At 41.1% G+C, this 22,333-nt stretch carries 16 protein-coding genes and 3 pseudogenes; 8 read left to right on the top strand and 11 right to left on the bottom strand.

Annotated elements, in window-relative coordinates:
* Nucleotides 1-21: 21 nt before the first annotated feature.
* Nucleotides 22-1,002 (bottom strand): annotated as a pseudogene (locus NLP_RS21465) (ISAzo13 family transposase).
* A gap of 150 nt (nucleotides 1,003-1,152) precedes the next feature.
* Here NLP_RS21465 and NLP_RS21460 point away from each other — a divergent pair.
* Nucleotides 1,153-1,617 (top strand): annotated as a pseudogene (locus NLP_RS21460) (ISAzo13-like element transposase-related protein); the annotation flags it as partial.
* 614 nt (nucleotides 1,618-2,231) lie between these two features.
* Here NLP_RS21460 and NLP_RS34280 read toward each other — a convergent pair.
* The 4 genes from NLP_RS34280 to NLP_RS21435 form a co-directional block, all read right to left on the bottom strand.
* Complete coding sequence (locus tag NLP_RS34280) at nucleotides 2,232-2,684, bottom strand: Nif11-like leader peptide family natural product precursor (RefSeq protein WP_199784666.1); 453 nt, start codon at nucleotides 2,682-2,684, stop codon at nucleotides 2,232-2,234.
* Between the two features lie 33 nt (nucleotides 2,685-2,717).
* Complete coding sequence (locus NLP_RS33410) at nucleotides 2,718-2,921, bottom strand: hypothetical protein (protein ID WP_158680487.1); 204 nt, start codon at nucleotides 2,919-2,921, stop codon at nucleotides 2,718-2,720.
* 31 nt (nucleotides 2,922-2,952) lie between these two features.
* Nucleotides 2,953-4,068 carry an ABC transporter permease gene (locus NLP_RS21440; protein WP_104908143.1) on the bottom strand — a complete coding sequence of 372 codons (1,116 nt, stop codon included), beginning with the start codon at nucleotides 4,066-4,068 and terminating at the stop codon, nucleotides 2,953-2,955.
* Nucleotides 4,069-4,186: 118 nt separating this feature from the next.
* On the bottom strand, nucleotides 4,187-5,068 hold the full coding sequence (locus tag NLP_RS21435) for an Npun_R2479 family HD domain-containing metalloprotein (RefSeq protein WP_104908142.1): 882 nt from the start codon (nucleotides 5,066-5,068) through the stop codon (nucleotides 4,187-4,189).
* A gap of 548 nt (nucleotides 5,069-5,616) precedes the next feature.
* Between NLP_RS21435 and NLP_RS21430 the strand changes: the two genes are divergently transcribed.
* Entirely contained in the window at nucleotides 5,617-7,104 is a 1,488-nt protein-coding gene (locus NLP_RS21430) for an efflux RND transporter periplasmic adaptor subunit (protein ID WP_104908141.1), read from the top strand.
* 35 nt (nucleotides 7,105-7,139) lie between these two features.
* Nucleotides 7,140-7,432: pseudogene (locus tag NLP_RS21425) on the top strand (hypothetical protein); the annotation flags it as partial.
* Nucleotides 7,433-7,598: 166 nt separating this feature from the next.
* On the opposite strand, the gene NLP_RS21420 reads toward NLP_RS21425, so the two are convergent.
* Together NLP_RS21420 and ovoA are read right to left on the bottom strand one after the other, a co-directional pair.
* Complete coding sequence (locus tag NLP_RS21420) at nucleotides 7,599-8,450, bottom strand: sterol desaturase family protein (RefSeq protein ID WP_104908140.1); 852 nt, start codon at nucleotides 8,448-8,450, stop codon at nucleotides 7,599-7,601.
* A 38-nt stretch (nucleotides 8,451-8,488) separates the two neighbouring features.
* Nucleotides 8,489-9,826 carry a 5-histidylcysteine sulfoxide synthase gene (gene ovoA, locus NLP_RS21415; protein WP_104908139.1) on the bottom strand — a complete coding sequence of 446 codons (1,338 nt, stop codon included), beginning with the start codon at nucleotides 9,824-9,826 and terminating at the stop codon, nucleotides 8,489-8,491.
* Between the two features lie 679 nt (nucleotides 9,827-10,505).
* Between ovoA and NLP_RS21410 the strand changes: the two genes are divergently transcribed.
* Together NLP_RS21410 and NLP_RS21405 are read left to right on the top strand one after the other, a co-directional pair.
* Nucleotides 10,506-11,528: a glycerophosphodiester phosphodiesterase gene (locus NLP_RS21410; RefSeq protein ID WP_104908138.1), complete on the top strand. Its 1,023-nt coding sequence runs from the start codon at nucleotides 10,506-10,508 to the stop codon at nucleotides 11,526-11,528.
* Nucleotides 11,529-11,605: 77 nt separating this feature from the next.
* The gene (locus NLP_RS21405) at nucleotides 11,606-12,739 is read left to right on the top strand and encodes a DUF3466 family protein (RefSeq protein ID WP_158680486.1); all 1,134 of its coding nucleotides are present in this window, start codon (nucleotides 11,606-11,608) and stop codon (nucleotides 12,737-12,739) included.
* 111 nt (nucleotides 12,740-12,850) lie between these two features.
* On the opposite strand, the gene NLP_RS21400 is transcribed toward NLP_RS21405, so the two are convergent.
* The 4 genes from NLP_RS21400 to NLP_RS21380 all read right to left on the bottom strand — a co-directional run bounded on the left by NLP_RS21400 (nucleotide 12,851) and on the right by NLP_RS21380 (nucleotide 17,886).
* Entirely contained in the window at nucleotides 12,851-13,546 is a 696-nt protein-coding gene (locus NLP_RS21400; RefSeq protein WP_104908136.1) for an SAM-dependent methyltransferase, read from the bottom strand.
* 217 nt (nucleotides 13,547-13,763) lie between these two features.
* A complete protein-coding gene (locus tag NLP_RS21395; RefSeq protein ID WP_104909964.1) occupies nucleotides 13,764-14,861 on the bottom strand; it encodes an iron-containing redox enzyme family protein in 1,098 nt (365 codons plus the stop codon).
* Between the two features lie 485 nt (nucleotides 14,862-15,346).
* Nucleotides 15,347-17,185 carry a peptidoglycan D,D-transpeptidase FtsI family protein gene (locus NLP_RS21385; protein ID WP_104908135.1) on the bottom strand — a complete coding sequence of 613 codons (1,839 nt, stop codon included), beginning with the start codon at nucleotides 17,183-17,185 and terminating at the stop codon, nucleotides 15,347-15,349.
* Between the two features lie 20 nt (nucleotides 17,186-17,205).
* A complete protein-coding gene (locus tag NLP_RS21380; protein ID WP_104908134.1) occupies nucleotides 17,206-17,886 on the bottom strand; it encodes a hypothetical protein in 681 nt (226 codons plus the stop codon).
* Nucleotides 17,887-18,388: 502 nt separating this feature from the next.
* Between NLP_RS21380 and NLP_RS21375 the strand changes: the two genes are divergently transcribed.
* The 3 genes from NLP_RS21375 (at nucleotide 18,389) to glgB (ending at nucleotide 21,914) form a co-directional block, all read left to right on the top strand.
* Complete coding sequence (locus NLP_RS21375) at nucleotides 18,389-18,586, top strand: hypothetical protein (RefSeq protein WP_104908133.1); 198 nt, start codon at nucleotides 18,389-18,391, stop codon at nucleotides 18,584-18,586.
* 504 nt (nucleotides 18,587-19,090) lie between these two features.
* Nucleotides 19,091-19,423: a hypothetical protein gene (locus NLP_RS21370; protein WP_104908132.1), complete on the top strand. Its 333-nt coding sequence runs from the start codon at nucleotides 19,091-19,093 to the stop codon at nucleotides 19,421-19,423.
* Between the two features lie 199 nt (nucleotides 19,424-19,622).
* Entirely contained in the window at nucleotides 19,623-21,914 is a 2,292-nt protein-coding gene (gene glgB / locus NLP_RS21365) for a 1,4-alpha-glucan branching enzyme (RefSeq protein ID WP_199784665.1), read from the top strand.
* Nucleotides 21,915-22,333: the final 419 nt, after the last annotated feature.

Here is a 22,333-nt window from a genome sequence, read left to right as displayed (position 1 = left end):
TTTTAGAAATCTCGGTTTGAATTAACTGAGTCCACAACAAATATCAATAAACCACTTACCGAGATTGGGAAATTTTTCATGTGTAGACTTGGTGAGACGTTCGATATTTGGTTCGATTGCATCCATAGCTTTTTTAGTAAGCTTAACTCCCTTTTCGTAAGTTTGAGTTACTAACTTGACAACGGGATGCTGTCCTTTCCATGTCATATTCTGAGCAAAGTTTAAAGCTGTCTCTACTTCATCCAAAATACTACCATTCCAAGATTTTTCTAATATGCCCCATGTTCGCTCGATGGGATTATATTTACTGTGATATGGGGGATAGTAAGCTAAACGTATATTCAGTTGGTTAGATTGAGCGAATTCTACTATACGTTTCATGAACTGGGTGCGCCGAGAATGATTTTCTCCACCATTATCTTGATTAATAAGAAGTGTTTTTATATCTGGGAATCGCCAACTCTCGCTTTTCCAAAAATCAGCTAATACATCTACAATAAAATCACTTGTTACCTGAGATTCTGTAAAGTATAAAAATAGTTTATCTAGGTTTGGAAGAAAGATCCCATAGGGAGCTAGGGTTGTTTTGGGGTCAAAATCGTGGTCTTTAGTTTTGGTTGGAATTCGATTTCTACCTCCTCGGTCAAACGAACCAATATTGACACGAGCTTTGGCATCAAGACTGAGACGTAAAATACTCTTGTCGTCTAAAGCTGATTGATTAATTATTGCGAGTTCCTCAAAGATTGCATCAGTTTCTGGGATTTTTTTTGAGGTAGAACTTTTGCTACCCGTTTGAGCCGATAACCTAAATAATTCAATTTGACGCGAATTGTTTCTTCGGTCGGTAACTGCTCATTACTATAGCTAAACTTCTCGATTAATATGCCCTCCGTAACCCAACTCCATCACAATTTGTGCTTGAAAGCGCCGCCTTGCTGCACCCTGAAGTTGGCTTGCTGTTTCCTGAAACACTTTTTTGACTGAATCAGTTAATTCTATCAACACTTCTCTCCACACAAAAATTTCCCTCCAAATTGAATTTACTACAAAAAGAGGGAAGGAGAAGCAGCCTGCGGCTGCTTCTCCTTCCCCCGCTCATCATAATGATTATCATTTTTGTGTTTGGTGATTTTATTCCTTGCAAGTCCCTTAGCTGATTTTTGGAAAAGCGAGAGTTGGCGATTCCCAGATATAAAAACACTTCTTATTAATCAAGATAATGGTGGAGAAAATCATTCTCGGCGCACCCAGTTCATGAAACGTATAGTAGAATTCGCTCAATCTAACCAACTGAATATACGTTTAGCTTACTATCCCCCATATCACAGTAAATATAATCCCATCGAGCGAACATGGGGCATATTAGAAAAATCTTGGAATGGTAGTATTTTGGATGAAGTAGAGACAGCTTTAAACTTTGCTCAAAATATGACATGGAAAGGGAAGCATCCTGTTGTCAAGTTAGTAACTCAAGCTTACGAAAGCGGAGTTAAACTTACTAAAAAAGCTATGGATGAAATTGAAAAGCAAATCGAGCGTCTCACCAATTCTACGCATGAAAAATTCCCCAATTTAGGTAAGTGGTTTATTGATATCTATGGTGGGATAACGTAAGAGGAGTCAATTTTTCTAAAAGCTTGAAGTTGTAAAAATATTCAATACTAATTATTATCATGCACTTGACATTTACTACAAAGTGCAAAGCTTCTCATGGATATTTAAGAGGGGGAGAAAACGGTTGCTTTCTCCCCCTCTTACAATGATTATCATTATTGTTTGAGCGTAATTTCTTGGTTTTTGTTGATTAATTTATTCTTTGGAAGTCCCTAACCCTGGTCGAGTAGGATGGTAATTTTAGGAATGTTCATTGGTTTTGACCGGAAATAGCTGATGTTTTCCCTCAACATCTCCAGCAAGCCAGCATCATCGGAAACATTGGCTTTCGTGCAGTGTGTAAAGAAGGGTAATACCAATAATCATGGTGCTTTGATTGGGGATTAGATCCCTTAGCGTACGATTTTTTACCGAAGAAAGGCAGAGGGCAGGAGGCAGAAGGGAATACTGCTTCCAGCCCTCTGCCCGTGACCAAAGGGAACAAGGGTTTAAAGCCCCGCCGTCTACACGGCGCCGACAATTGGTTGGGGTCTGAATCCCCATTCAATTGTTCCTTCTGCCCTCTGCCCTCTGCCTTCTGCCTTCTGCCTTCTTCAAAAATTCTCGCGTGACCCCTAGTTGTACTCTCCAGGAAGATCAGTTTTTCTAACAGTAATGCTGCCAACTTTCTTACCTGACATTCTCAATAATTCATCACCTGAAAATTCAAAACCAAGCTTTAGTGCTATTCGCGCAATATCATCTGCGGTTGGTGCTGCGAGCACCTCGTTTTTAAGTTCAGGTTCAGACTGCATTTTCTTTAAAAATGCTTCGATTTGCTCAAAAGCCATATTTAAAATTTGATCCTCGCTAGCTACTCGTAATATAAAGAAAAACAGCAGTATATTCTTTAAGACTAGCAGTTTTTCATTGATAATTGAGCGGGGAAGAGACGGTTGCCGACGGCAACCGCCTCTTCCCCTATCATAATGATTATCATTATGATTAAAATTTGGACTTTTGGTTTTTGTTGAGTAATTTATTCCTTGGAAGTCCCTAACCCAAGCGTATTGTACTAAGACTGCCATTTTTATTTGAGCGATACCTACAGCTGGCTACGCCTAAGCATTTGCTATTTCGGCGACAGCATTTGTTATATCAGCGCTCGCATTTGTTACTTCAGCGAATACATTTGCTACTTCGGCGTTCGCATTTGTTATTTCAGCGTTCGCATTTGTTATTTCGGCGATCGCATTTGCTATTTCAGTGACAGCATTTGCTATTTCGGCGACAGCATTTGTTATATCAGCGATCGCATTTGCCATTTCGGCGACACCATTTACTATTATTGAGGGCTTATCTTCTTAAACTGCGCGGGTCAAGTGCATCTCTTAGCCCATCACCAAGTAAGTTGAATGCCAATACTGTGAGAATAATCAGCACAGCCGGCGGCCAAATTAACCAAGGTTGCAGTACCAAAATTGAAGCATTGCTAGCCAGAGAAAGCATATTGCCCCAAGAAGGGTCTGGTTGTTGAATTCCTAAACCGATGAGACTTAGTATTGCCTCTGCGCCAATAAAGCTGGGAATTGCAAGGGTAGCGGAGATAACGACATAACTAGCCGTTTGTGGCAAAACGTGACGGAGGATGATATAAATTGGGTTCCCGCCCATCGCACGCGCTGCTTGGACAAATTCTCGCTCTTTAATTGATAGTACCTGTCCCCGAATTACCCGTGCTAAACCAGCCCAGCTAATAACCGAAGTAATCACCACAATCAGCAAAAAGCGCTGGGTACTGCTTAAGCCAGGTGGTAAGACTGCGCCCAAAGTCACCAAAAGATAAATACTAGGGAAAGTCATTAGCACTTCTGCCAAGCGCATAATGATACTATCAGTTACACCACCCAAATAGCCGGAAATTCCCCCGATAAGCAAACCGAGGGGATAGGTAATGATAATTCCAAAAATCCCAATAAACATACTGATGCGACCGCCATGTAGGAGGCGACTAAATTGGTCGCGGCCTTGGTCATCAGTGCCCAAAATATTGATTTTTGCGCCAGTTGTTGTGCCAAATAAATGCCAATTTAAGGGAATACCACCAAAGATTGTGACTTCATCCCACTTCGGCGGTAGTGGCAAACTCATCTGCAACAATCGATATTCTGGCCCGGAGACAAATAGACGCAAGGGTGAAGGCTTTGTCGAGTCTACAATGAGTTCGCGATCGCCTGTATCTAAATTCGTATCTCCCTGAGTCGTCGGATAAACATAAGGTCCGGTAAACTGCCCTGATTGAGAAACCCAGTGTATCTTAGTTGGTGGCAGGAGTGAACCATTAGGCTGTGAAGCATAGGGGTCATAAGGAGCTACGAAATCAGCTGCAATTACTCCTATATAGAAAATTAACAGCAAAATTGCCCCAAAGCGTGCCAAAGGATTTTTCTTAAGTCGTCGCCACCAATCCATAGTAGTTAGGAGTTATAAATTAGGAGTTATGAGTTATTAAGCTTTTATCTTAATTCATAACTCATGATTAATAATTTTCAACTCCCAACTCCTGTACAGACAAGGGTTAATCGCGTTCCTAACTCTTAACTGCTAACTTCTCTAAATACCGCTGCTGTTCTTCCTGTTGTTTTTCATGTTCCACAACAAATACGTTTGAGTAGAGATTAGCGAGAATTTGTTTTCCCTGTTGTGTCAATGATAGGTAATGCAGTCCTTCTTGGATATAAGGATAGACGCCATTCCAGTAAAACTTAGCGTAGTTGTTACGCAAATCGGCAGGAGTTTTATAGCCCAAAACTTTATTTACACCAGTTTCTTCAAATTCGTAAAATAAAGAAGTAATTTTCTTCAGGTAACGCGGGTCGCTTAATTGACCTATCAAATCAGCAGCACGCACTAATCCTGCAAAGCACTTTGTATCTTGATGATCCTCAGCCGCAGGTACGGGAAATCGAGTCAATTCAATATTGCTCTTAATTGCCTCAGCATCTATTAACTTGTGACCTCCAAAACGCTCATCAATAAATAGCTTGGCTCTATCAACATGATACGGTGTGAGACTGGCATCAGAAGCGCCAGCAGCCACAGAAATCATTTTGCCATTTTTACCTGTGGCATATAAGTTTGCTGTTTCTCGGTCTTGTCGGCAAACTCCCTTAACATAACCAATATCATGACTGACTAAAGAAATAATACAATGCAACCAGTCTTCACTAGAAACACCGCCTTCCCTGATGTGTTTGCCACGTAAAATTTCTTGTCCCACCAGGGTGACTAAGACTGTGTGTTCAACATTGTGATAAAGGGCATCGCTATTGGCAATGTTTTCCAAAGCCATGTTACCTGCCCAGGCGATAATGTCCTGATAATCATTTTTAAAGCAGCCATAAGTGCGGCGATAGCCGTCTCGAATTTCATTTACGAAGGCATCAATTAAAATTTCAGTGGCATTGAACATATCTGCTTACTCTGGTAAATATCAATTTTTTATTGATTTGATTGATTTCAAAATTCCATAATCAAGGCTACCCTTGCTGGAATTCCTTTGTAACTCACGTGTAGCTGTAGACGCTAGCTTTATCCATGTCTGGATACACGGCTTCCTGACAACCAAAGGCTTTAGAGAAATGATTGATTATGTATAAAAAATAATTTACTGGTGTACCAAGGTACATAAATACTTTCGATTCTAGTTAGATAAATCTAGATGAACTATATCAGTTTTTCATATCTAAGCATTGGTTGACAGTGATCTAAATACAGATGGTGTGTGACATAGAGTAGCTCTATAAGATGAGAAAATTTTTTTACCATAATCTACATAAAATTTATTATCATTTTTTGTTAGTAATTTCTCTGATAGCTAAAGTTGTATTATATACTATTGCAGATAAAAGACATTTACGATGAAATGCGTCATAGTTGATATCGAAGTAAATAAACTTCAAGTTTTCTTAAGAAAATACCAAGATTTGGTATGCATAGACAGAAAGTAGAGGTGAAACTGTGAGCGATGAAAGTCTTTCAGAAGTTGAGGTGGAAGAAGCTATAACCTCTGAAGATAGGAATTTTTTGAGCAAATCAGATCAAAAACAAACGAGGGGGTGGTTGAAGCCATTATTCTTGGGTACTGGTTTAGGAATTGCGATCGCCTTGGTTGGGATGAGTGTATTAAATCGTTTTCCATCCCGTCAACAAAGTGCGGTAACGGATAAAAAAGTTAACCCAGCGATGACAGTCACCATCGCCACAGTCGAAACCGCCCATGTTGTCCGTACACTCAAAACTACTGGGACTGTAGCCGCAAGTGATTTAATTCCGGTGCTACCGCAAACAAACGGTTTACAAATTAAAAGCATCCCAGGAAATGTCAAAGAAGGAGCTTTTGTCAAACAAGGTCAAGTGTTGGCGCTGTTAGATGGTTCCATACTGCAAAGCCAAATTAGCCAAGCAAAAGCAGATGTGGAATCGAAACAAGCAGATGTGGCATCCAAACAAGCCGATTTGGCATCCAAGCAGGCAGATTTGGCATCAAATAGAGCAATAGTCCCGCAAAAACAAGCTGATTTAGCTCAAGCTAAGGCGAGGTTAGAGGAAGCAGCTAAGAATTATCAGCGCTATCAACAACTTGCTGACTCTGGGACGATTAGCAAACAAGAACTTGATACTCGTTCTTACGCTGTAAAAACTGCCATAGAAGTTGTGAACCTGTCCCAAGAAAATATACGTAGCGCTCAGGCTAATATCGGCAGTGCCCAAGCCAATATTAATAACGCCCAAGCGATCGTCAACAAAGCCAAAGCCGATGTCAAGAGCAGTGCTGCCAAGGTACAACAACTGCAAACTCAGTTGGGACAAACGGTGGTACGTGCGCCGGTTTCGGGAGTAATCGCCGAGAAGCTGGTTAGAGTCGGTGATGTCACTGGTGTACCGCCGCAAACCCAGGTGGGAACGGTGATTGGTGGCACACAAAAGCTATTTTCGATTATCCGAGATGAAAAGCTAGAACTTCAGGCGAAGGTGCCCGAAACTCAACTAACTCAGGTGAAAATTGGCGCATCAGTGCAAGTTACTTCTGATGCCGATCGGCGGGTGCGATCGCAGGGACGAGTCAGGGATATACAACCACAGATCAACGAGCAAAGACGTGAGGCGACAGTGAAAATTGACTTGCCACCAACAACTTTACTAAAACCAGGAATGTTTGCTAGTGCTGCAATTACTACTGACTCAGGGATGAGAATGGTAGTGCCACAAAAAGCAGTGCAGTCCCAAGCTGACGCAAGTGTAATTGTATTCATCTTATCGGGTGAAAATACGGCCAGCAGCCAGAAAGTCGAGTTAGGAGATCCTGGTAATAACGACACAGTGGAAATCAAGAGTGGGTTACAGTTAGGCGATCGCGTTGTAGTTGATGGTGCAGGTTATCTCAAAGATGGCGATCTGGTTCGAGTTGCAAATTCAAGGGAATGGGGAAAAATAACCAATGACTAATGACTAATTCAAAATCTGAAATCTAAAATTTCCCGATGTCTTTTAATATCTCAGCCTGGTCGATTGCGACTATCCAAGCAAAGTTGCCTTTTCTTGTTACCCTCAGTGCAGAAGAACGACCAACTTATTTAAGATGGGCGATAAAAGACTAGCTTTTGTCAACAATAGCCTGATTGCTGCCCAATCTAACCGAGACATTTTACCAGCCAGTTTTGATTTAGATGAATTTGTGCCGGATTATCAACTAGCTGCTAACCTCACCGAAGTTTTGATTGGACTGCGACAACTGACAGAACAAGTAGATGATACCCTAATGGCTGTCGGTAGCGTGCCTGACGATCGCTCTTTTTTAGTCTAAAGTCCAGTTAATAGTCTTTGCCAATTAGTTGTAGTTGAAGCAGGTACAAGAACTCCCTCACCGCAAGCGAAGAGGGAACTATGATGTAACTTGTATAATTAGGAAAAGCTATAATATGATAATTTTTTTAGTTGAATTATATTTTTTCTGTGTCCTTACTAATAGATGACTTAATAAGTGTATACTCGATCGAACTCACAGGAAACATAATTCCCGGCTTCTTAGTAGGAGGATTTAGTGTGTTGAATATTCTATCCCAGAATCCCTGAATGCCATAGTTTCCATGAAAGCAAGTATGATGAAGATCGTGAAAATCTGATGGAATGAAAAATATTGACAAAGAACTATGACCTTCTAAGTTGTAAGCATTGCCTATAATGCTCCATGCACATAGTTGAGTGATGTCATATCCAAATATAAAAATAGGCAAAACGTCAGCGATCGCAACAATAATATATTCAACCAAACTCTTGTGTCCAGCAACAAAACTTGATGAGTCACGAAACTCATGATGTTTAAGATGGATTTTCTGCAAGAATCTTGTGTGCAAGAACCGATGAGCAATATAAAAACAGAAATCAGCAGCAACTATTCTCATCAAGAACCATTCAAGGTTTAAGAGTAAGCTATTTCCTCTATGAACCTCTGGAGCTAGATATAGAGTTATGAGTGCTAATAGAAAAGCTTTAATTTCTCCTGTTATAATGCCTTTGATAGTAAAGGAAGGAAATTCTTGATTTTTGACTTTCTTGACCCTTGCAGTCAGCTTATCTCTTAAAACATCGTTACTTTTGATTCCTTTTTCAATGAGAATGCCAATACTATAAAATGAAATAGAACCAAGGAGCCAATACAACAGCACCTGCGTTATAAAGTCGATCTTGATATTATTTAACAGCAAATAAAATACCTGCTGAACAATCGTACAACTAATAGCGATCTTCAGATAAAATTCGATCTCAAAACAGAAATTCAAAATTTTTTGCATCTCTGTAACCTTATAGGATGTGACTGAGGCATATTCTGTTAATCTTTGATATCTTGAACAATCCGAAAACCAGCGTGCTGATAAAAATTTGGACGGAACCAGTTGCGGTAATATTTTAAAGCTTCTGTACCATTAGTTATCCAACATCCTCCTAACATCATTTGATGTTTATCATCAAAAAAGATAGCAGAATTATCTTCATAAAGAAAATGAGGTTGATATCCTGCAAAAGGGTTTAGGTTATTACTCAACCATTCCCAAACATTCCCACGTAAATCATACAATCCCGAAGAACTTTTGGCTGTTTCTAACATCCCAACAGGACTAGGGGAGCCAAATTTTAAATTGAGATTATAATTTTCGACATCATCTAATAAACTATTACTATAAGTTGCTAAATGGTACTCTGGTTCACTCATTAAGCGAGTATCTTTCCCTTGCCAACGACAATAAGCCATAGCTTCATAATGATTGACTTCCACAGGCCAATCTAGGGGTAAGTCGATTTCATCAAACATGGCTCGATATTTGTAGCTACCATTTTCATGTAACCAAAATTTGGGACATTGAATATTGTATCGAGTTTTCCAATTCCAAGATTCTTCATCCCAATACTCTTGATTTTCGTAGCCACCAGCCTTAACAAAATAGATAAAATCGGCATTAGTAATCAGATATTTACTGGCAAAAAAGGGTGCAACTTCAACAGTGCGATCGCCATAATCAATATCCCATCCATAAGTTGAATCATTTAAGGCTTTACCGAGTTTTGCTACCCCACCAGCAACTTCTATCATTTCGTTCTCAGAAGTGTAACCATTAAAAGGGGCATATTGCCAATTTTGAGGACGTTTCACTCTCTCAATAGGCAGTTGGCGAATTAACATCGAAGAAGTTTCAATGTGAATACGTTGGTGTTCAATCCCCATCATTAAAGCCCAAAGAGGATGATTGGGATGAATTGGTAGAGTAATTGGGGTTGTCTTAATTAGTTCAGAAATTACAGAATATGCTTGTTCTCGATACTCCCAAGTTTGTGAAACTTGCGGCCATTCCAAATGAGCGATCGCTTCATTTAACTCTTCTGGTTTTTCTGGATCTACTCCAATTTCAAACAAAATTTCATACTCTGGATTGAGGCGTTTTTCTAATAATCCTACCTGAATTAATTTGTTGATGTAGAAAATCGCCGAATGTCCTAGATAAAAAATTAAAGGATTTCTCAAAGGATCGGGATTGAGATAAAATGTCTCTTCCCCAACTAGACTCTTCAATAATATCTCTTCCAGTTGCCAAGCATTCTCAAAGTAATCGAGGATAACTTGGTTATTACAACTATCAAGTTTTGGAGGTGTAGCAGATTGTAGACTATTCATGGTGTAACTAAGTTGCTGTTAAAGAACAATGAAAAAATTAATTATATAGAAAACCGATTTGGTTTCTGAATTTACTTGCGTAAATAGGGAATAATGAGACTCTTAAATATGACAGATTTATTATTTAATAGCAATACTTATTGTTGAACAATTAGTTTTTTAAATAGTCCCAAAACTTTATCGGTTTAGTGGTATTAGTATGGCAGATTTGATTAATTTAATATTTGTTGAATAATTCAACTATCAGCCAACAAGTAATTCAGTAAAAATAAACATAACTATATTATTCAAGATAAAGACTATTTAAACTCTTACCAAGAAAAAATTACAACTCTCTTTAGACAGTTTTATTTGTCTTGACTTACCCTGAGTGAAGTGAAAAATAATTGTAGGTTGAGTAGCGATCGCAAGACTAAAAATACTTGTTTTCTGGTTTCGATAAAAAACTAAACTGTATTGAATTGTGAGTTTTTCTGAATCTAGATTAATCTATTGGATCTGGATTTATCTACCTTTAGTACATATTAACGCAATATCATTAACTCAATACGGTTGACAAACTGGTTGGTCAAGTATATTTACTAGTTGATGTAAGTGGCTACAGCATCAAATCCTGATCGCGCACTGCTTCTCTACGACATACTACGGATAGCTTTCTTCTGTCTAGGTGGGTAAAGTAATGACTACAACTTTGCAAGATACATCTCCAATTATCATTGCACACCGGGGTGCTAGCGGCTATCGTCCCGAACATACTCTAGCTGCTTATGAGTTAGCGATCGCACTTGGGGCTGATTATATTGAACCTGATTTAGTTTCTACCAAAGACGCCGTTTTAATTGCTCGTCACGAAAATGAGATTTCTGAAACTACCAACGTTACAAGCCATGCAGAATTTGCTCATCTTCAAACCACTAAAATAATTGATGGCGAATCAAAAACTGGCTGGTTTACTGAAGACTTTACCCTAAAAGAACTGAAAACACTACGAGCTAAAGAGCGAATTCCCCAACTGCGATCGCAAAATACCGCCTATGATGGACTCTTAGAAATTCCCACGCTGCAAGAAATCATCGATTTAGTCAAGGTTAAAAGTGGCGAAATTAATCGGGCGATTGGCATTTACCCAGAAACGAAGCACCCAACTTACTTTCAATCTATTGGGTTAGCCCTAGAAGCACCCCTACTTGCAACTTTAACAGCTAACGGTTATCAGGGAGCTAACACACCTGTTTTCATTCAGTCTTTTGAAGTGGGTAATTTACAAGATTTATCTACAAAGACTGATTTACCTCTGGTGCAATTGCTGAATAACAGTGGTAAACCTTATGATTTTGTCATTAGTGGCTGCGAACGCACCTATACAGATTTAGTCACAGCATCAGGTTTAGCAGAAATTGCTGAATATGCACAGGCGATTGGGATTCATAAAAATTTACTGGTTCCTAGAGACAACAATGGTAAATTGCGTAGACGCAAAGCGGCTTGTCGCCAGACATCGCCTACATCTTTAGTCATCGATGCTCATGCGGCTGGTTTGCTAGTTCATGCCTGGACTTTCCGCAATGAAGACTGTTTTTTGCCACTGGATTTTCAAGGAAATCCTCAAGGTGAATATGAACTATTTTTCAACTTAGGTGTTGATGGCGTATTTAGCGACTACCCAGATACAGCAGTTCACGCCTCTACTGTTCAGTGGTAATTTGGTAAAGGAATAAAAAATCATAGAAAAGTAACATGGTTCTACTTAAGTGGAAATCCTATATAACAGCAATAACCTTGACTGCAATCAGTCTTACTGCATCCAAGTCGGCATTGGCGGCATCTCTGTACTCAGTTACTGACTTAGGCAGTCTTACAGGAGAAGCCTACAGTTACGCTACAGACATTAATGACTCAGGTGAAGTAGCGATTAATTCTTTGGACAGTTCTTTTTTTTACAGTAATGGTTCGCTCAAAAAAATTAGTCCGTTGCCTGGCGATAATGTACTTGCAGTGACTGGTATCAATAACTTGGGGCAAGTAGTTGGTAATTCCATCGGTAAGACCGACAGTGATAATAACGTCTTTATTTACAGTGGTGGAACAACGCAAAATACTGGTCTTAAAGGCATTCCTTATGCTATCAATGACTCAGGTGAGGTAGTTGGCGGTACAAATGGTGGCGGTATATTCCCAAAACTTGCCTTTCCCTTCGGAGCCGCTTTCCAATACAACAATGGTACGACGACTATTATTAACAGTAACTTAAATGAAAATTATGTTGCCTATGGCATAAATAATCTAAGTCAGGTAGTTGGCATTTTCGGTTCTTCCGGCCGAGCCTTTTTATCCGACAACGGTATAATCACTAATCTCGGTACCCTCCCTGATGACAAATACAGTCAAGCAAACGATATTAATGACTTAGGACAAGTAGTTGGTAGTTCGGGACTCACTGGCGTAAATGATACTCGTGCTTTTCTGTACAGTTCCAGTACGGGACTCCAAGACCTCGGTAGGTTACGTCCTACAGATTTGTTTAGTACTGGTTTGGGGATCAATAATTTGGGTCAAGTAGTCGGGTTTTCTGGCACTAACAATAACTTTTTTGCCGCAGATGGCAATGGTTTACGGGCTTTTCTTTATAGTGATAACACTCTCTACGACTTAAATGACCTGATTGCTCCTGGTTCAGAGGCTGGCTTTACCTTGACAGCAGCATCTGCCATTAATAATAATGGACAAATTGTCGGTCGTGGTGCAGTTAATGGTGAATTACACGCCTTCCTCTTGACGCCAACCTCATCTGTCTCTGTAGCTGAACCAACTTCAGGTGTTCCTATTTTGTCGTTTGGTGCTGTTGTAATTTTATTTGCAACGTTCAAGCGCAAACCTTACTCTAGCAATGCAGCCATACAACAAACAAGTTAATGCAATAACAAATGCTAGTTGAAAATATTTGAGATATGTCTCTAGGCTGCGCTTAGAGACACATCGTACTTTAGGCAAGGGATGACATCACTGCTAAGTTGTTCTCGATTTTCACAAACTAGTCATCACCTGAGCTAATTGATTAGATAAATCAATTACAGACTCCTGGCATTTTTTAAATAAAACTCCAGCTAAAAAATAATAATTACCAGAATAAAATGCCATCTGATTTTTTTGGAGTTTTTCGATGTGCTTCTTTACCTTGGGATCGGAGCTATAGTAGCCAAACTGCAAAGGTAACACCATGAAGTTTTGAACATAATAACCATTTTGTTTTGCTAAGTTCAACGTGCTTGTTGGATTAGAAAAGCTAGATATTAAAACCAACACATTTTCATAACCTAACGATAAAAGCTCATTGGTCACTGTGGCTCCATCTACACCCCCAAATAATAGTGGCATATAAATATCGTTATCTGGTGCGGGAAGATAGGGTGGATTGGCTACAAGATACTCAGCATCGTGTTGAGAAGAATTAAACAAAGATGAATTATGGATGATGTATTTACTAGTGAGATTGTATTCATCAATGGTTGAATTTGCGACTTTCCATGCAGAAGTATTTAATTCAAATCCCTGGATGACTCCATCAAACTTGTTTCTCAATAAGGAATTAATTACAGGGCTGCCATCTCCTGAACCAAACTCCACAATAGATTCAGAATTTTGACAATTTCTGATCACAAAGCTTTCTAAGCAGTTGGAGTAGAAATTAGATTCTTCAGGGCAAAAAAAGATATCTTTCATTTGACTGCACTTCAAACTGTATGGTATAATCGATTTAATATGAGGTTATCTGCTGTATTGTATTCAGGTAATAAAAACTGTTCTTTTAGCAAAGGGTTGCTAAAAAATGTATTGGCAGGTGAATTAGCAATAAAATGACTTAAATAATGTCGAATTAAAACGCTAAGAATAACCTGCTATTTATAATTTTTTGGATTGACAAAGCGAGTAAAGCGGCTTATTCTGCTTCGCGTATGGATCGCATAACAGCACCAGCGGCGCGATCGCCCATTAGTTTTTCCTGGTCATACCCAAGCACCAGTTCCCATGCATCATTGGGATATCGTTCTGCCAAAGGCAAAGCTACATCATCTAACATCCAACGACCGTGGCGTTCATCTTCCCTGATGTGTAGTTCCCAATAACCCATCGCCGCCTCTGAGAGTCCCAAGCGTTGTGCCGCCGCCAGATAGTTTTTGTAAGCCGCAGGACCAGCCACCTCAAAAAATGTCAATGCGCCACTGTAACGTAGGAAATAGCGTTTGCGATCGGTGGTCAAAAAGTTATGATTATCACAAGCTAGGACTTCCCAAGGCACTAAATCGAAGTATCCTTCTGGTTCGGTGTTCATCCCAAACTCAGCCAGCATTTGAGCAAAAAATGTCGAGTGCTTGCGGGATAAACGACCGTTGCCGTATTCTTCTAATAGTACTCGCACCAACGTACACTGCACTTCATTAGCAGCACCACCCAATACGTAGCAAAGACGACTACCTTCAACCAAACCATCAAAGGAGCCGATCGCTAGCAAGTGACGATAGCCAGCTTCAGTCATTTCCTCACGAATGTAGCGGCTATTCTCCGACAATGGTGGATTTAAATCGGCAGATGCACGCTCAATTAAAGCTTGTTTTACATCCAATTGTTGCAATGCAGTCACATCGATCTGTGCCAATTCCCACTGTTGCCAAGCAGCTTCAATTTGGTCGCGACATGAGTACAAATAAGGCGATCGCTCATTGTTATAATGCCGCAAATCGTCGTACCAAAACAGCTTTAGCCGATTAATTCGATAAAGTATCCGCTGGAGAAAACGGTGAGCCTGTTCATCAGAGCGATCGTTTCCATAAGCAGCGCCAATTGCCATAGAGAGCGTCTGTTCAAACTGACTAGCTCTTGCAGGTTTTACATCCAGTTGATTGTCCAAATCCTCCATTGCTAGCAGTTCTATAAATTGCTCCTCAGCACGGTCGTACTGGGTAATTGTTCTTTCTTCTGTTTGCGTGCTATTTTTCGCAGCCCCAGCGTTAGGAAATATAATTAAATTGCTTTGCATGGAATCTTCGGTAGCTTTGCAAAAGTGAGAAATTAATTTCACCTCTAATACTTAACTTTTCACACAAGTAGCTTTTTGTACATCTTTCCCTGGTTATAAAGAAAGATTAAGTTTAGAAGAATACAGGGCATTGGGCATTGGGCACTTGTACTGAGCGACTTGTACCGAGCGAAGTCGAGGTAAGCCGAAGTATTGGGCATTGGGCATGGAGAATAGGGAATGAGTCTTTAATACTCGCTGACGAGTCTTTGATACTCGCCGATGAGTCTTTGATACTCGTGAATGAGTCTTTGATACTCGCCGATGAGTCTTTAATACTCGCCGATGAGTCTTTAATACTCGCCGATGAGTCTTTGATACTCGTGAATGAGTCTTTAATACTCGTGAATGAGTGCTTTTAACTCTACTCCCCTGCTCCCCTGCTCCCTTGCTTCCCCTGCTTCCCCTGCTTCCCCTGCTTCCCCTGCTTCCCCACTCCCCCCTCCCTAGGGCGCTTTCATTTGTTGCTCGATCGCCTTACTGGGCGGAATCTGCTCGAGAGGAATTAGTGCTTCGATCACCGACTTCACAATTGGCGCGGCGACAGTAGAACCATAAGCACTTTCTCCTTTTGGCTCATCCACCAGTGCAAACACTACATAACGAGGAGATTCCACGGGTAAAATAGCCACAAAACTGGTCATTCTAGCACCCTTAATGTATCCGCCATTCGGACTAGCTTTTTGGGCTGTACCAGTTTTACCAGCAATGCGATATCCCGGAATTTGTGACGCCTTCCCGCTGCCTTGAGTAACAACAGTTTCCATCATTTCCACAACCTTTTGAGTTGTTGCGGTTGAGAAAATTTGGCGGGGGATGGTGCGAGTGGGTGAATCATGCATCTGGCCTTTGCTATCAATTAACCCGCGAACTACATGGGGTGTAACTAACTTACCGCCATTAGCTAAAGCACCGTGCATTTGCACTAGCTGTAACGGTGTCATGGAAAAGCCTTGCCCAAAGGAAGTAGTAGCTGGTTCAATCGGGGAAGCGATAAATTCTTCTTGACTTTTGAGCCGTCCGCCGACTTCAAAAGGTAAATCTGTATCAACTTTTTGTCCTAGCCCTAAGCGTTCTAACCAGTTGTAGTAAATTGAAGGCTTTAAACGTTGGATAATTTGCACCATGCCAATGTTGCTGGAATACTGCAAAATCTGAGCGATGCTGATTCGTCCATTACTATTATTCATCGCATTTTTGATGGTGTAATTAGCGACTCGAATCGAACCGGAGTCATTAAACATATCATCTGGTTTGATGATGCCATTTTCCAGAGCGATCGCCACATTCAAAGGCTTAAAAGTCGATCCTGGTTCATAAAGATCCGCCACCGTCCAGTTTTTAAATAGTGAAATATTAGCTTTAGCATATTCATTAGGATTATAAGTAGGCTGAGAAACGAGGGCGAGTAAGGAACCATCCAATGCATCCATGACAATTACTGCCCCACGTTTAGCGTCAAACTTCTCCATCTGTTGTTTGAGCGCAATCCGAGCAATTCGTTGCAGACGGCTATCGATAGTGAGTTGTAATTGTAAATCATCAAAATGCAAAAAACCTTCGGGCGCACGATCCGGCATCAGGGCCCCATTCCCCGACCGACTGAGCCGCACCGTTTGCACAGGACGTTCTAGCAACTTCTCTTGAGAGTATTCCACACCAGCTTGACCGCGACGGTCAACATTCACATAACCCACCACATCAGCAACCAAATCGTCTGGCGGGTAAAATCGGGAGTATTTTTGAATCCACTCCAGGCCATTTAAGCGCAAAGAGATGACGCGATCGATAATTTCTTCTGGTAAGGCTGGCGCAAGGATAATTCCACTTCTTTTACTTTCAAAAGTTTTCACCAATTCAGCAGTATCTTTTGCCAAAATTGGGGCAAGTCGCTCTGCCATCTCTTCATTAGACTTATCAAACAGCTTGGGATGAGCGTATAAAGTATATACAGGACGGTCAATCGCCAACAGATCGCTATTGCGATCTACGACCGGGCGACGGGGCATAAAAGGTCGCAAATTTACCATTTGCTGGTTGCGCGCCTGCTCAGTTAACTTTGGCCCCTTGACAATTTGTAGATTATACAAGTTAATAGCCAACCCCAACCCTGATGCCATCAATACGCCCCAGACGATGAACAGTCGGGACTTAGTGTTGGATGTTTGGTCTTGCATATTAGAGGCTAATTTTCCCAAAATCCCTCGTTTATCACCCTTGTGTCGCCCTGTGAATCCTGGATTCTGAAACTTTCTGAATTTTGTTTTCCTTGGTGACTTCTGCATTGGGTTCTGACGAATTACGATTAGTATCCCAGTGGCGAGAGTGTTTGCGGTTGCTTTTCAGAATTTGGCGTTGTGTTAGGCGATGCTGGCTTAGGACTCTGAGATGCTGGAGGCAAGAAAATCACCCCTTCAGGAGTTGGCGATACCAGCCCTGCTGTTGGTTGTTCTGCTTCATTAGCCATTTTATTTTTTAGCGTTGCGTTGGTTGTTGTTAGCAGCCGTTCATGACGTTGGAGGTTTTGCAGTCTGCGATATGACTGACCCCAAAGCTCTTGAGAATATACTGTCCAAGCATAAACAGCAAGTGTCGATGCTACTAACAAGAACGCTACAACTGACGAATAACGATGAAAGGTATACAAGCGCAGCAACCACAAAGGTGCGGCTCCAGAATTAGGCATTGTGGGAAGACCAAGAAAACCTTCCCCCACAGTCTTTTGGTTCGCATTCAACTGCTCATTGAGATTTGGTAATTGTTGTCTGCCCAACTCTTTCACCGATTTGGCTATAACTGCCTCATTTGTGGGAGAAACCACTAAATTTTTCGATAAACGCCGTTGTCTTTGAGAGGATACTGGTGTAGAAGCGCTCCGTGCTGCTGACTCCATGCGCGCAGAGCGTCGCCTCCCTAAAGAAAGAAGAGAATCTCGCCGGAACCAATTACCCCTTGTAGAAACAGTAGATTTACGAGCAACTACCATAAATTTTTAAATTTTTTTAGATGGGAAATACTGCACTTTCGATTGATTGTCTTGATTGTCTGTTTTTGCTAAGGTTAAAATAACCTTCTGTGCAATAAGCACACATAACAGACTATACCCTTTTAACTTTTCTGATAGGTAGCTGTATCAATGTTTGCATCCCCTAGATATGCAATGTTTGCAATCAGCGATTAGAAACTGGACAGCTTACCCTTTAGGTATCGCCCCTAAAGTATGGCAACGTCGGGTTGCCAGATGCAATACTCCGTGAAAAAAATAAAATTTTTTGCTATCATAGCTCCATTTGCTAAATAAGTTGGTAATTTTCGTTTTGCTCCTGAGTTAAAAGAAACTAATCAGGATACGTAATTCCAAAAACAATACCCCAAAGGATTGTTTTTTTTAAGTATGTAATCTCGCAGAATTTAAAAAAAGCAATAAATACGGTATCGTATTCAACAGGCGAAAAATTGTTCTAGCCACAATTGGTGAAAGAGGAGTTATGAAAACAAAAATCTTTGGTTTTGCTCTAATGTTAAGTCTGGCTGCAATTCTTGGGGCTTGTGAAGGTGGTGGTGGTGATGGTGCTGGTACTGCTACTCCAGCTGCTACAGGTGAACCAACTGATGCACCTGCTAAGTCTACTCCTGCCACGACTCCCGCAGCTACTCCAGCAACTCCCGCAGCTACTCCTAAATAAGGCATCTTAAACTTTAGTTTAAATCACGCCCAGAACTACTTAGTGACAGCGTTCCTCACTACATAGCTCGAATTAATTAGGTTCGCGAAAAAACCGCATTTTTATGTTGGTTTATCTGAGCCTAAAGTTTGCTCAAATATCAACTAAGTAGAGCAGGAAGTAGAGGACACTGGTAAAGAGGGTTACGTCCTCTACCAAGTGTCCGCCTGAAATTCCCGCCCGATCAAACCTTGTTCCCAGTCCAAGGAAGTTGAGTGAGTCTAAACTAGTTTTGTAGACAATAAACTTCCCTCATTTGGCATTTTAAATTGCTTATACTACTGAGTTTTGAGAGGGCAAAACAATTTATCGCGATCGCTGGCAATTGCTCTTGAGCATTCCTGTAGTCTATTCCGTATCAGGAAAGACCTGGTAATCTCCCTTGATATTGCCAGATTTTTATTGGGAAAATTTGGGCATGGGAAAAACAGATTTTCATCCTGCGTTGTGAACGTAGTTCAGGAGATGAGAAGAGTTAAAACGAGAAAATATATAAAATTACTGAGCTTAATTGTAATTACTGTAACTTCGATTGTCTTAAGTAGCTATTGGAGATCGGCAGCAATAGCATTACCGCCACCAGAGGATATACCAGAAGAAATATTACGGACAAAGATTATTATAGAAGCGCGATCGCCTATTGATGGAAAATTCCTAACAGCTGCCGAGTATATCCAATTGCAAGCCCAGCTACAAGAAGTCCCGCCACCAAAACTAGACCCCAAAATTCGAGAACAGATTTTCTTGCTTCGCTTACGTAAAACATTATTGCAGTTTTTCCCATTTTTAAATTTTTGATAAATTACTCCAGGGTCAAAAGCTTTTCTCAATGCCCCGCTATCGCTAACGGAACTGTTCTGCCCAATGCCTTCATGCCCAATACCCCATTCTGATGTAGGATAACGGTGGCGACAAAATTGCAAATAAATGTAAAGAATATATATAGATATTAAAAAAGTAGATTTAGTCAATCACGTTATTTCACTTAGGTAGCTTCATGTCCATGACCACGATCGCCCCTGAACAGGTTAACAGCATCGTTTGGAATCAGCATAACGATCCCTTTGAAATACTAGGTTCTCATCCCATTGAGCAAGATGGCAAAACTGTCTGGGCTGTGCGGGCCTACCTACCAAATGCAAGTGCAGCGTGGGTCGTTCTTCCTGAACAACGTAAAGAATACCCAATGCAAACAGTGCATCATCCTCACTTTTTTGAATGCACCATTGAAACTGCCGAACTTGCAAACTACCAGTTACGGATTAAAGAAGGAGAACACGAGCGTGTCATCTATGACCCTTACGCTTTCCGTTCTCCCAACTTGACAGACTTTGACTTGCATTTGTTTAGTGAAGGTAACCATCACCGGATTTACGAAAAACTGGGAGCGCACCCCACGGAAATAGGCGGCGTCAAGGGCGTTTATTTTGCTGTTTGGGCACCTAACGCTCGTAATGTTTCATTGCTAGGAGATTTCAACCTCTGGGATGGGCGTAAACATCAGATGCGTAAAGGCCGCACTGGAATTTGGGAATTATTTATTCCTGAAATCGGTGTGGGAGAGCATTACAAATACGAAATCAAAAATTTTGAAGGGCACATTTACGAAAAATCCGATCCCTACGGTTTCCAGCAAGAACTTCGCCCGAAAACGGCATCCATTGTCACTGATTTAGATACTTATAGTTGGAGTGATGAAGACTGGATGGAAAAGCGGCGTCATACTGACCCCCTAACTCAGCCAGTTTCAGTTTACGAAGTGCATTTAGGCTCTTGGTTACACGCTTCGAGTGCAGAACCAGCTAGACTTCCCAATGGTGAAACGGAACCAGTAGTTGTCGTTTCTGGACTAAAGCCGGGCGCACGCTTCCTTACCTACCGAGAACTAGCTGACCGACTCATTCCCTATGTTAAAGAATTAGGATACACCCACATAGAAATGCTGCCCATTGCGGAGCATCCCTTTGATGGTTCTTGGGGTTATCAAGTAACTGGTTACTATGCCCCTACCTCGCGTTTTGGCAGACCCGAAGATTTGATGTATTTTATTGACAAATGTCACGAAAATGATATAGGGGTAATTGTAGATTGGGTTCCTGGTCACTTCCCCAAAGATGGACATGGTTTAGCTTTCTTTGATGGTAGCCACCTGTACGAACACGCTGACCCCCGCAAAGGCGAACATAAAGGATGGGGTACTTTGGTGTTCAATTACGGTCGCCATGAAGTTAGTAATTTCTTAGCAGCAAATGCTCTCTTCTGGTTTGACAAGTACCACATTGACGGGGTTCGTGTCGATGCTGTTGCCTCGATGCTCTATAACGACTATTGCCGCGAACCAGGAGAATGGCTGCCCAATCAGTACGGTGGCAGAGAAAACCTAGAAGCAGCAGATTTTCTACGTCAGGTAAATAACATTATCTTTAGCTATTTCCCCGGTGTTCTCTCAATTGCGGAAGAATCCACTTCCTGGCCAATGGTATCTTGGCCCACCTATACAGGCGGACTAGGTTTTAACTTGAAGTGGGATATGGGCTGGATGCACGATATGCTGGATTACTTCAGCATGGACCCTTGGTTCCGCCAGTTCCACCAAAACAATATCACCTTTAGTATGTGGTACAACCACACTGAGAACTTCATGCTGGCCCTGTCTCACGATGAAGTCGTGCATGGCAAGAGCAATATCATCGGCAAAATGCCGGGAGATACATGGCAAAAGTTAGCTAATGTGCGTTGTTTATTTACCTATATGTTTGCTCACCCAGGCAAGAAAACCATGTTTATGAGCATGGAGTTTGGGCAGTGGACTGAGTGGAATGATTGGACAGATTTGGAGTGGCATTTATTGCAGCATGAAGCCCACCAACAGTTAAAAACGTTTTTCCACGATTTGAATTATCTTTACCGTTCTGAACCAGTTTTGTACACCCAGGATTTTGCCCAAGCGGGGTTTGAGTGGATTGACTGTAGCGATAACCGCCATAGTGTAGTTGCCTTCATGCGTCGTGACAAGGATTCTGATGATTTTGCGATCGTCGTTTGCAATTTTACACCACAACCCCATTCTCACTACCGTATCGGTGTACCGCAAAAGGGATTTTATACTGAGTTGTTCAATAGTGATGCGCGTAAGTATGGCGGCAGCAATATGGGCAACTTAGGTGGTAAGTGGACGGATGAATGGTCTTTGCACAGTCATCCTTATTCACTGGATTTATGTTTGCCACCTTTGGGTGTGTTGATTCTCAAGTTGGATAAGAAGAAGACTGCTGAGGTAATTGGATAACAATTTGGGGTGGGTGCTACCTCACCCTAGACATAATTTTGTTTATTGACAGCTACTCAACCCAGTTCTCTAATAGACTCTGGTAGAAATTAAATATTCGTTATTCATAACCCTTGTAGAGACGTAGCAGTGCTACGTCTCTACATTCTTTTTCACGATTTTTAACTGGCGATCGCTCTGCATTTACCCGTGGAATTATACTTAGCACTCAGGAAAAGTGCACCACTGAAGGCTGACAGTAGCTAGTTGCTAAGTAATAATAAATCCATCTGTCGATAGATACACTTTAGATGATGTATTTAATCAACTCCTCTTGCTACGATCCCCTCTGTTCTAATCAGACAAAATTTCGTGCCACTATCGCCCGATTCAAGTACTGAGTAGCGGAAAATTTGGTAAAACTTATTTAGCTTTAGATA

Origin of the sequence: Nostoc sp. 'Lobaria pulmonaria (5183) cyanobiont' (assembly GCF_002949795.1) — a bacterium.
GTDB lineage: Bacteria > Cyanobacteriota > Cyanobacteriia > Cyanobacteriales > Nostocaceae > Nostoc.
Note: the sequence above shows the minus strand (reverse complement) of the source record. Positions and strands in the feature narration are given on the sequence as shown.

What these genes read in the sequence shown, in the direction of transcription:
- NLP_RS33410 (WP_158680487.1), bottom strand. Translation starts at nt 2,921, where the DNA reads ATGGCAAATGCGATCGCTGATATAACAAATGCTGTCGCCGAAATAGCA.
- NLP_RS21435 (WP_104908142.1), bottom strand. Translation starts at nt 5,068, where the DNA reads ATGTTCAATGCCACTGAAATTTTAATTGATGCCTTCGTAAATGAAATT.
- ovoA (WP_104908139.1), bottom strand. Translation starts at nt 9,826, where the DNA reads ATGAATAGTCTACAATCTGCTACACCTCCAAAACTTGATAGTTGTAAT.
- NLP_RS21395 (WP_104909964.1), bottom strand. Translation starts at nt 14,861, where the DNA reads ATGCAAAGCAATTTAATTATATTTCCTAACGCTGGGGCTGCGAAAAAT.
- NLP_RS21380 (WP_104908134.1), bottom strand. Translation starts at nt 17,886, where the DNA reads ATGGTAGTTGCTCGTAAATCTACTGTTTCTACAAGGGGTAATTGGTTC.
- NLP_RS21410 (WP_104908138.1), top strand. Translation starts at nt 10,506, where the DNA reads ATGACTACAACTTTGCAAGATACATCTCCAATTATCATTGCACACCGG.
- NLP_RS21440 (WP_104908143.1), bottom strand. Translation starts at nt 4,068, where the DNA reads ATGGATTGGTGGCGACGACTTAAGAAAAATCCTTTGGCACGCTTTGGG.
- NLP_RS21370 (WP_104908132.1), top strand. Translation starts at nt 19,091, where the DNA reads ATGAGAAGAGTTAAAACGAGAAAATATATAAAATTACTGAGCTTAATT.
- NLP_RS21375 (WP_104908133.1), top strand. Translation starts at nt 18,389, where the DNA reads ATGAAAACAAAAATCTTTGGTTTTGCTCTAATGTTAAGTCTGGCTGCA.
- NLP_RS21400 (WP_104908136.1), bottom strand. Translation starts at nt 13,546, where the DNA reads ATGAAAGATATCTTTTTTTGCCCTGAAGAATCTAATTTCTACTCCAAC.
- NLP_RS21385 (WP_104908135.1), bottom strand. Translation starts at nt 17,185, where the DNA reads ATGCAGAAGTCACCAAGGAAAACAAAATTCAGAAAGTTTCAGAATCCA.
- NLP_RS21420 (WP_104908140.1), bottom strand. Translation starts at nt 8,450, where the DNA reads ATGCAAAAAATTTTGAATTTCTGTTTTGAGATCGAATTTTATCTGAAG.
- NLP_RS34280 (WP_199784666.1), bottom strand. Translation starts at nt 2,684, where the DNA reads ATGGCAGTCTTAGTACAATACGCTTGGGTTAGGGACTTCCAAGGAATA.
- glgB (WP_199784665.1), top strand. Translation starts at nt 19,623, where the DNA reads ATGTCCATGACCACGATCGCCCCTGAACAGGTTAACAGCATCGTTTGG.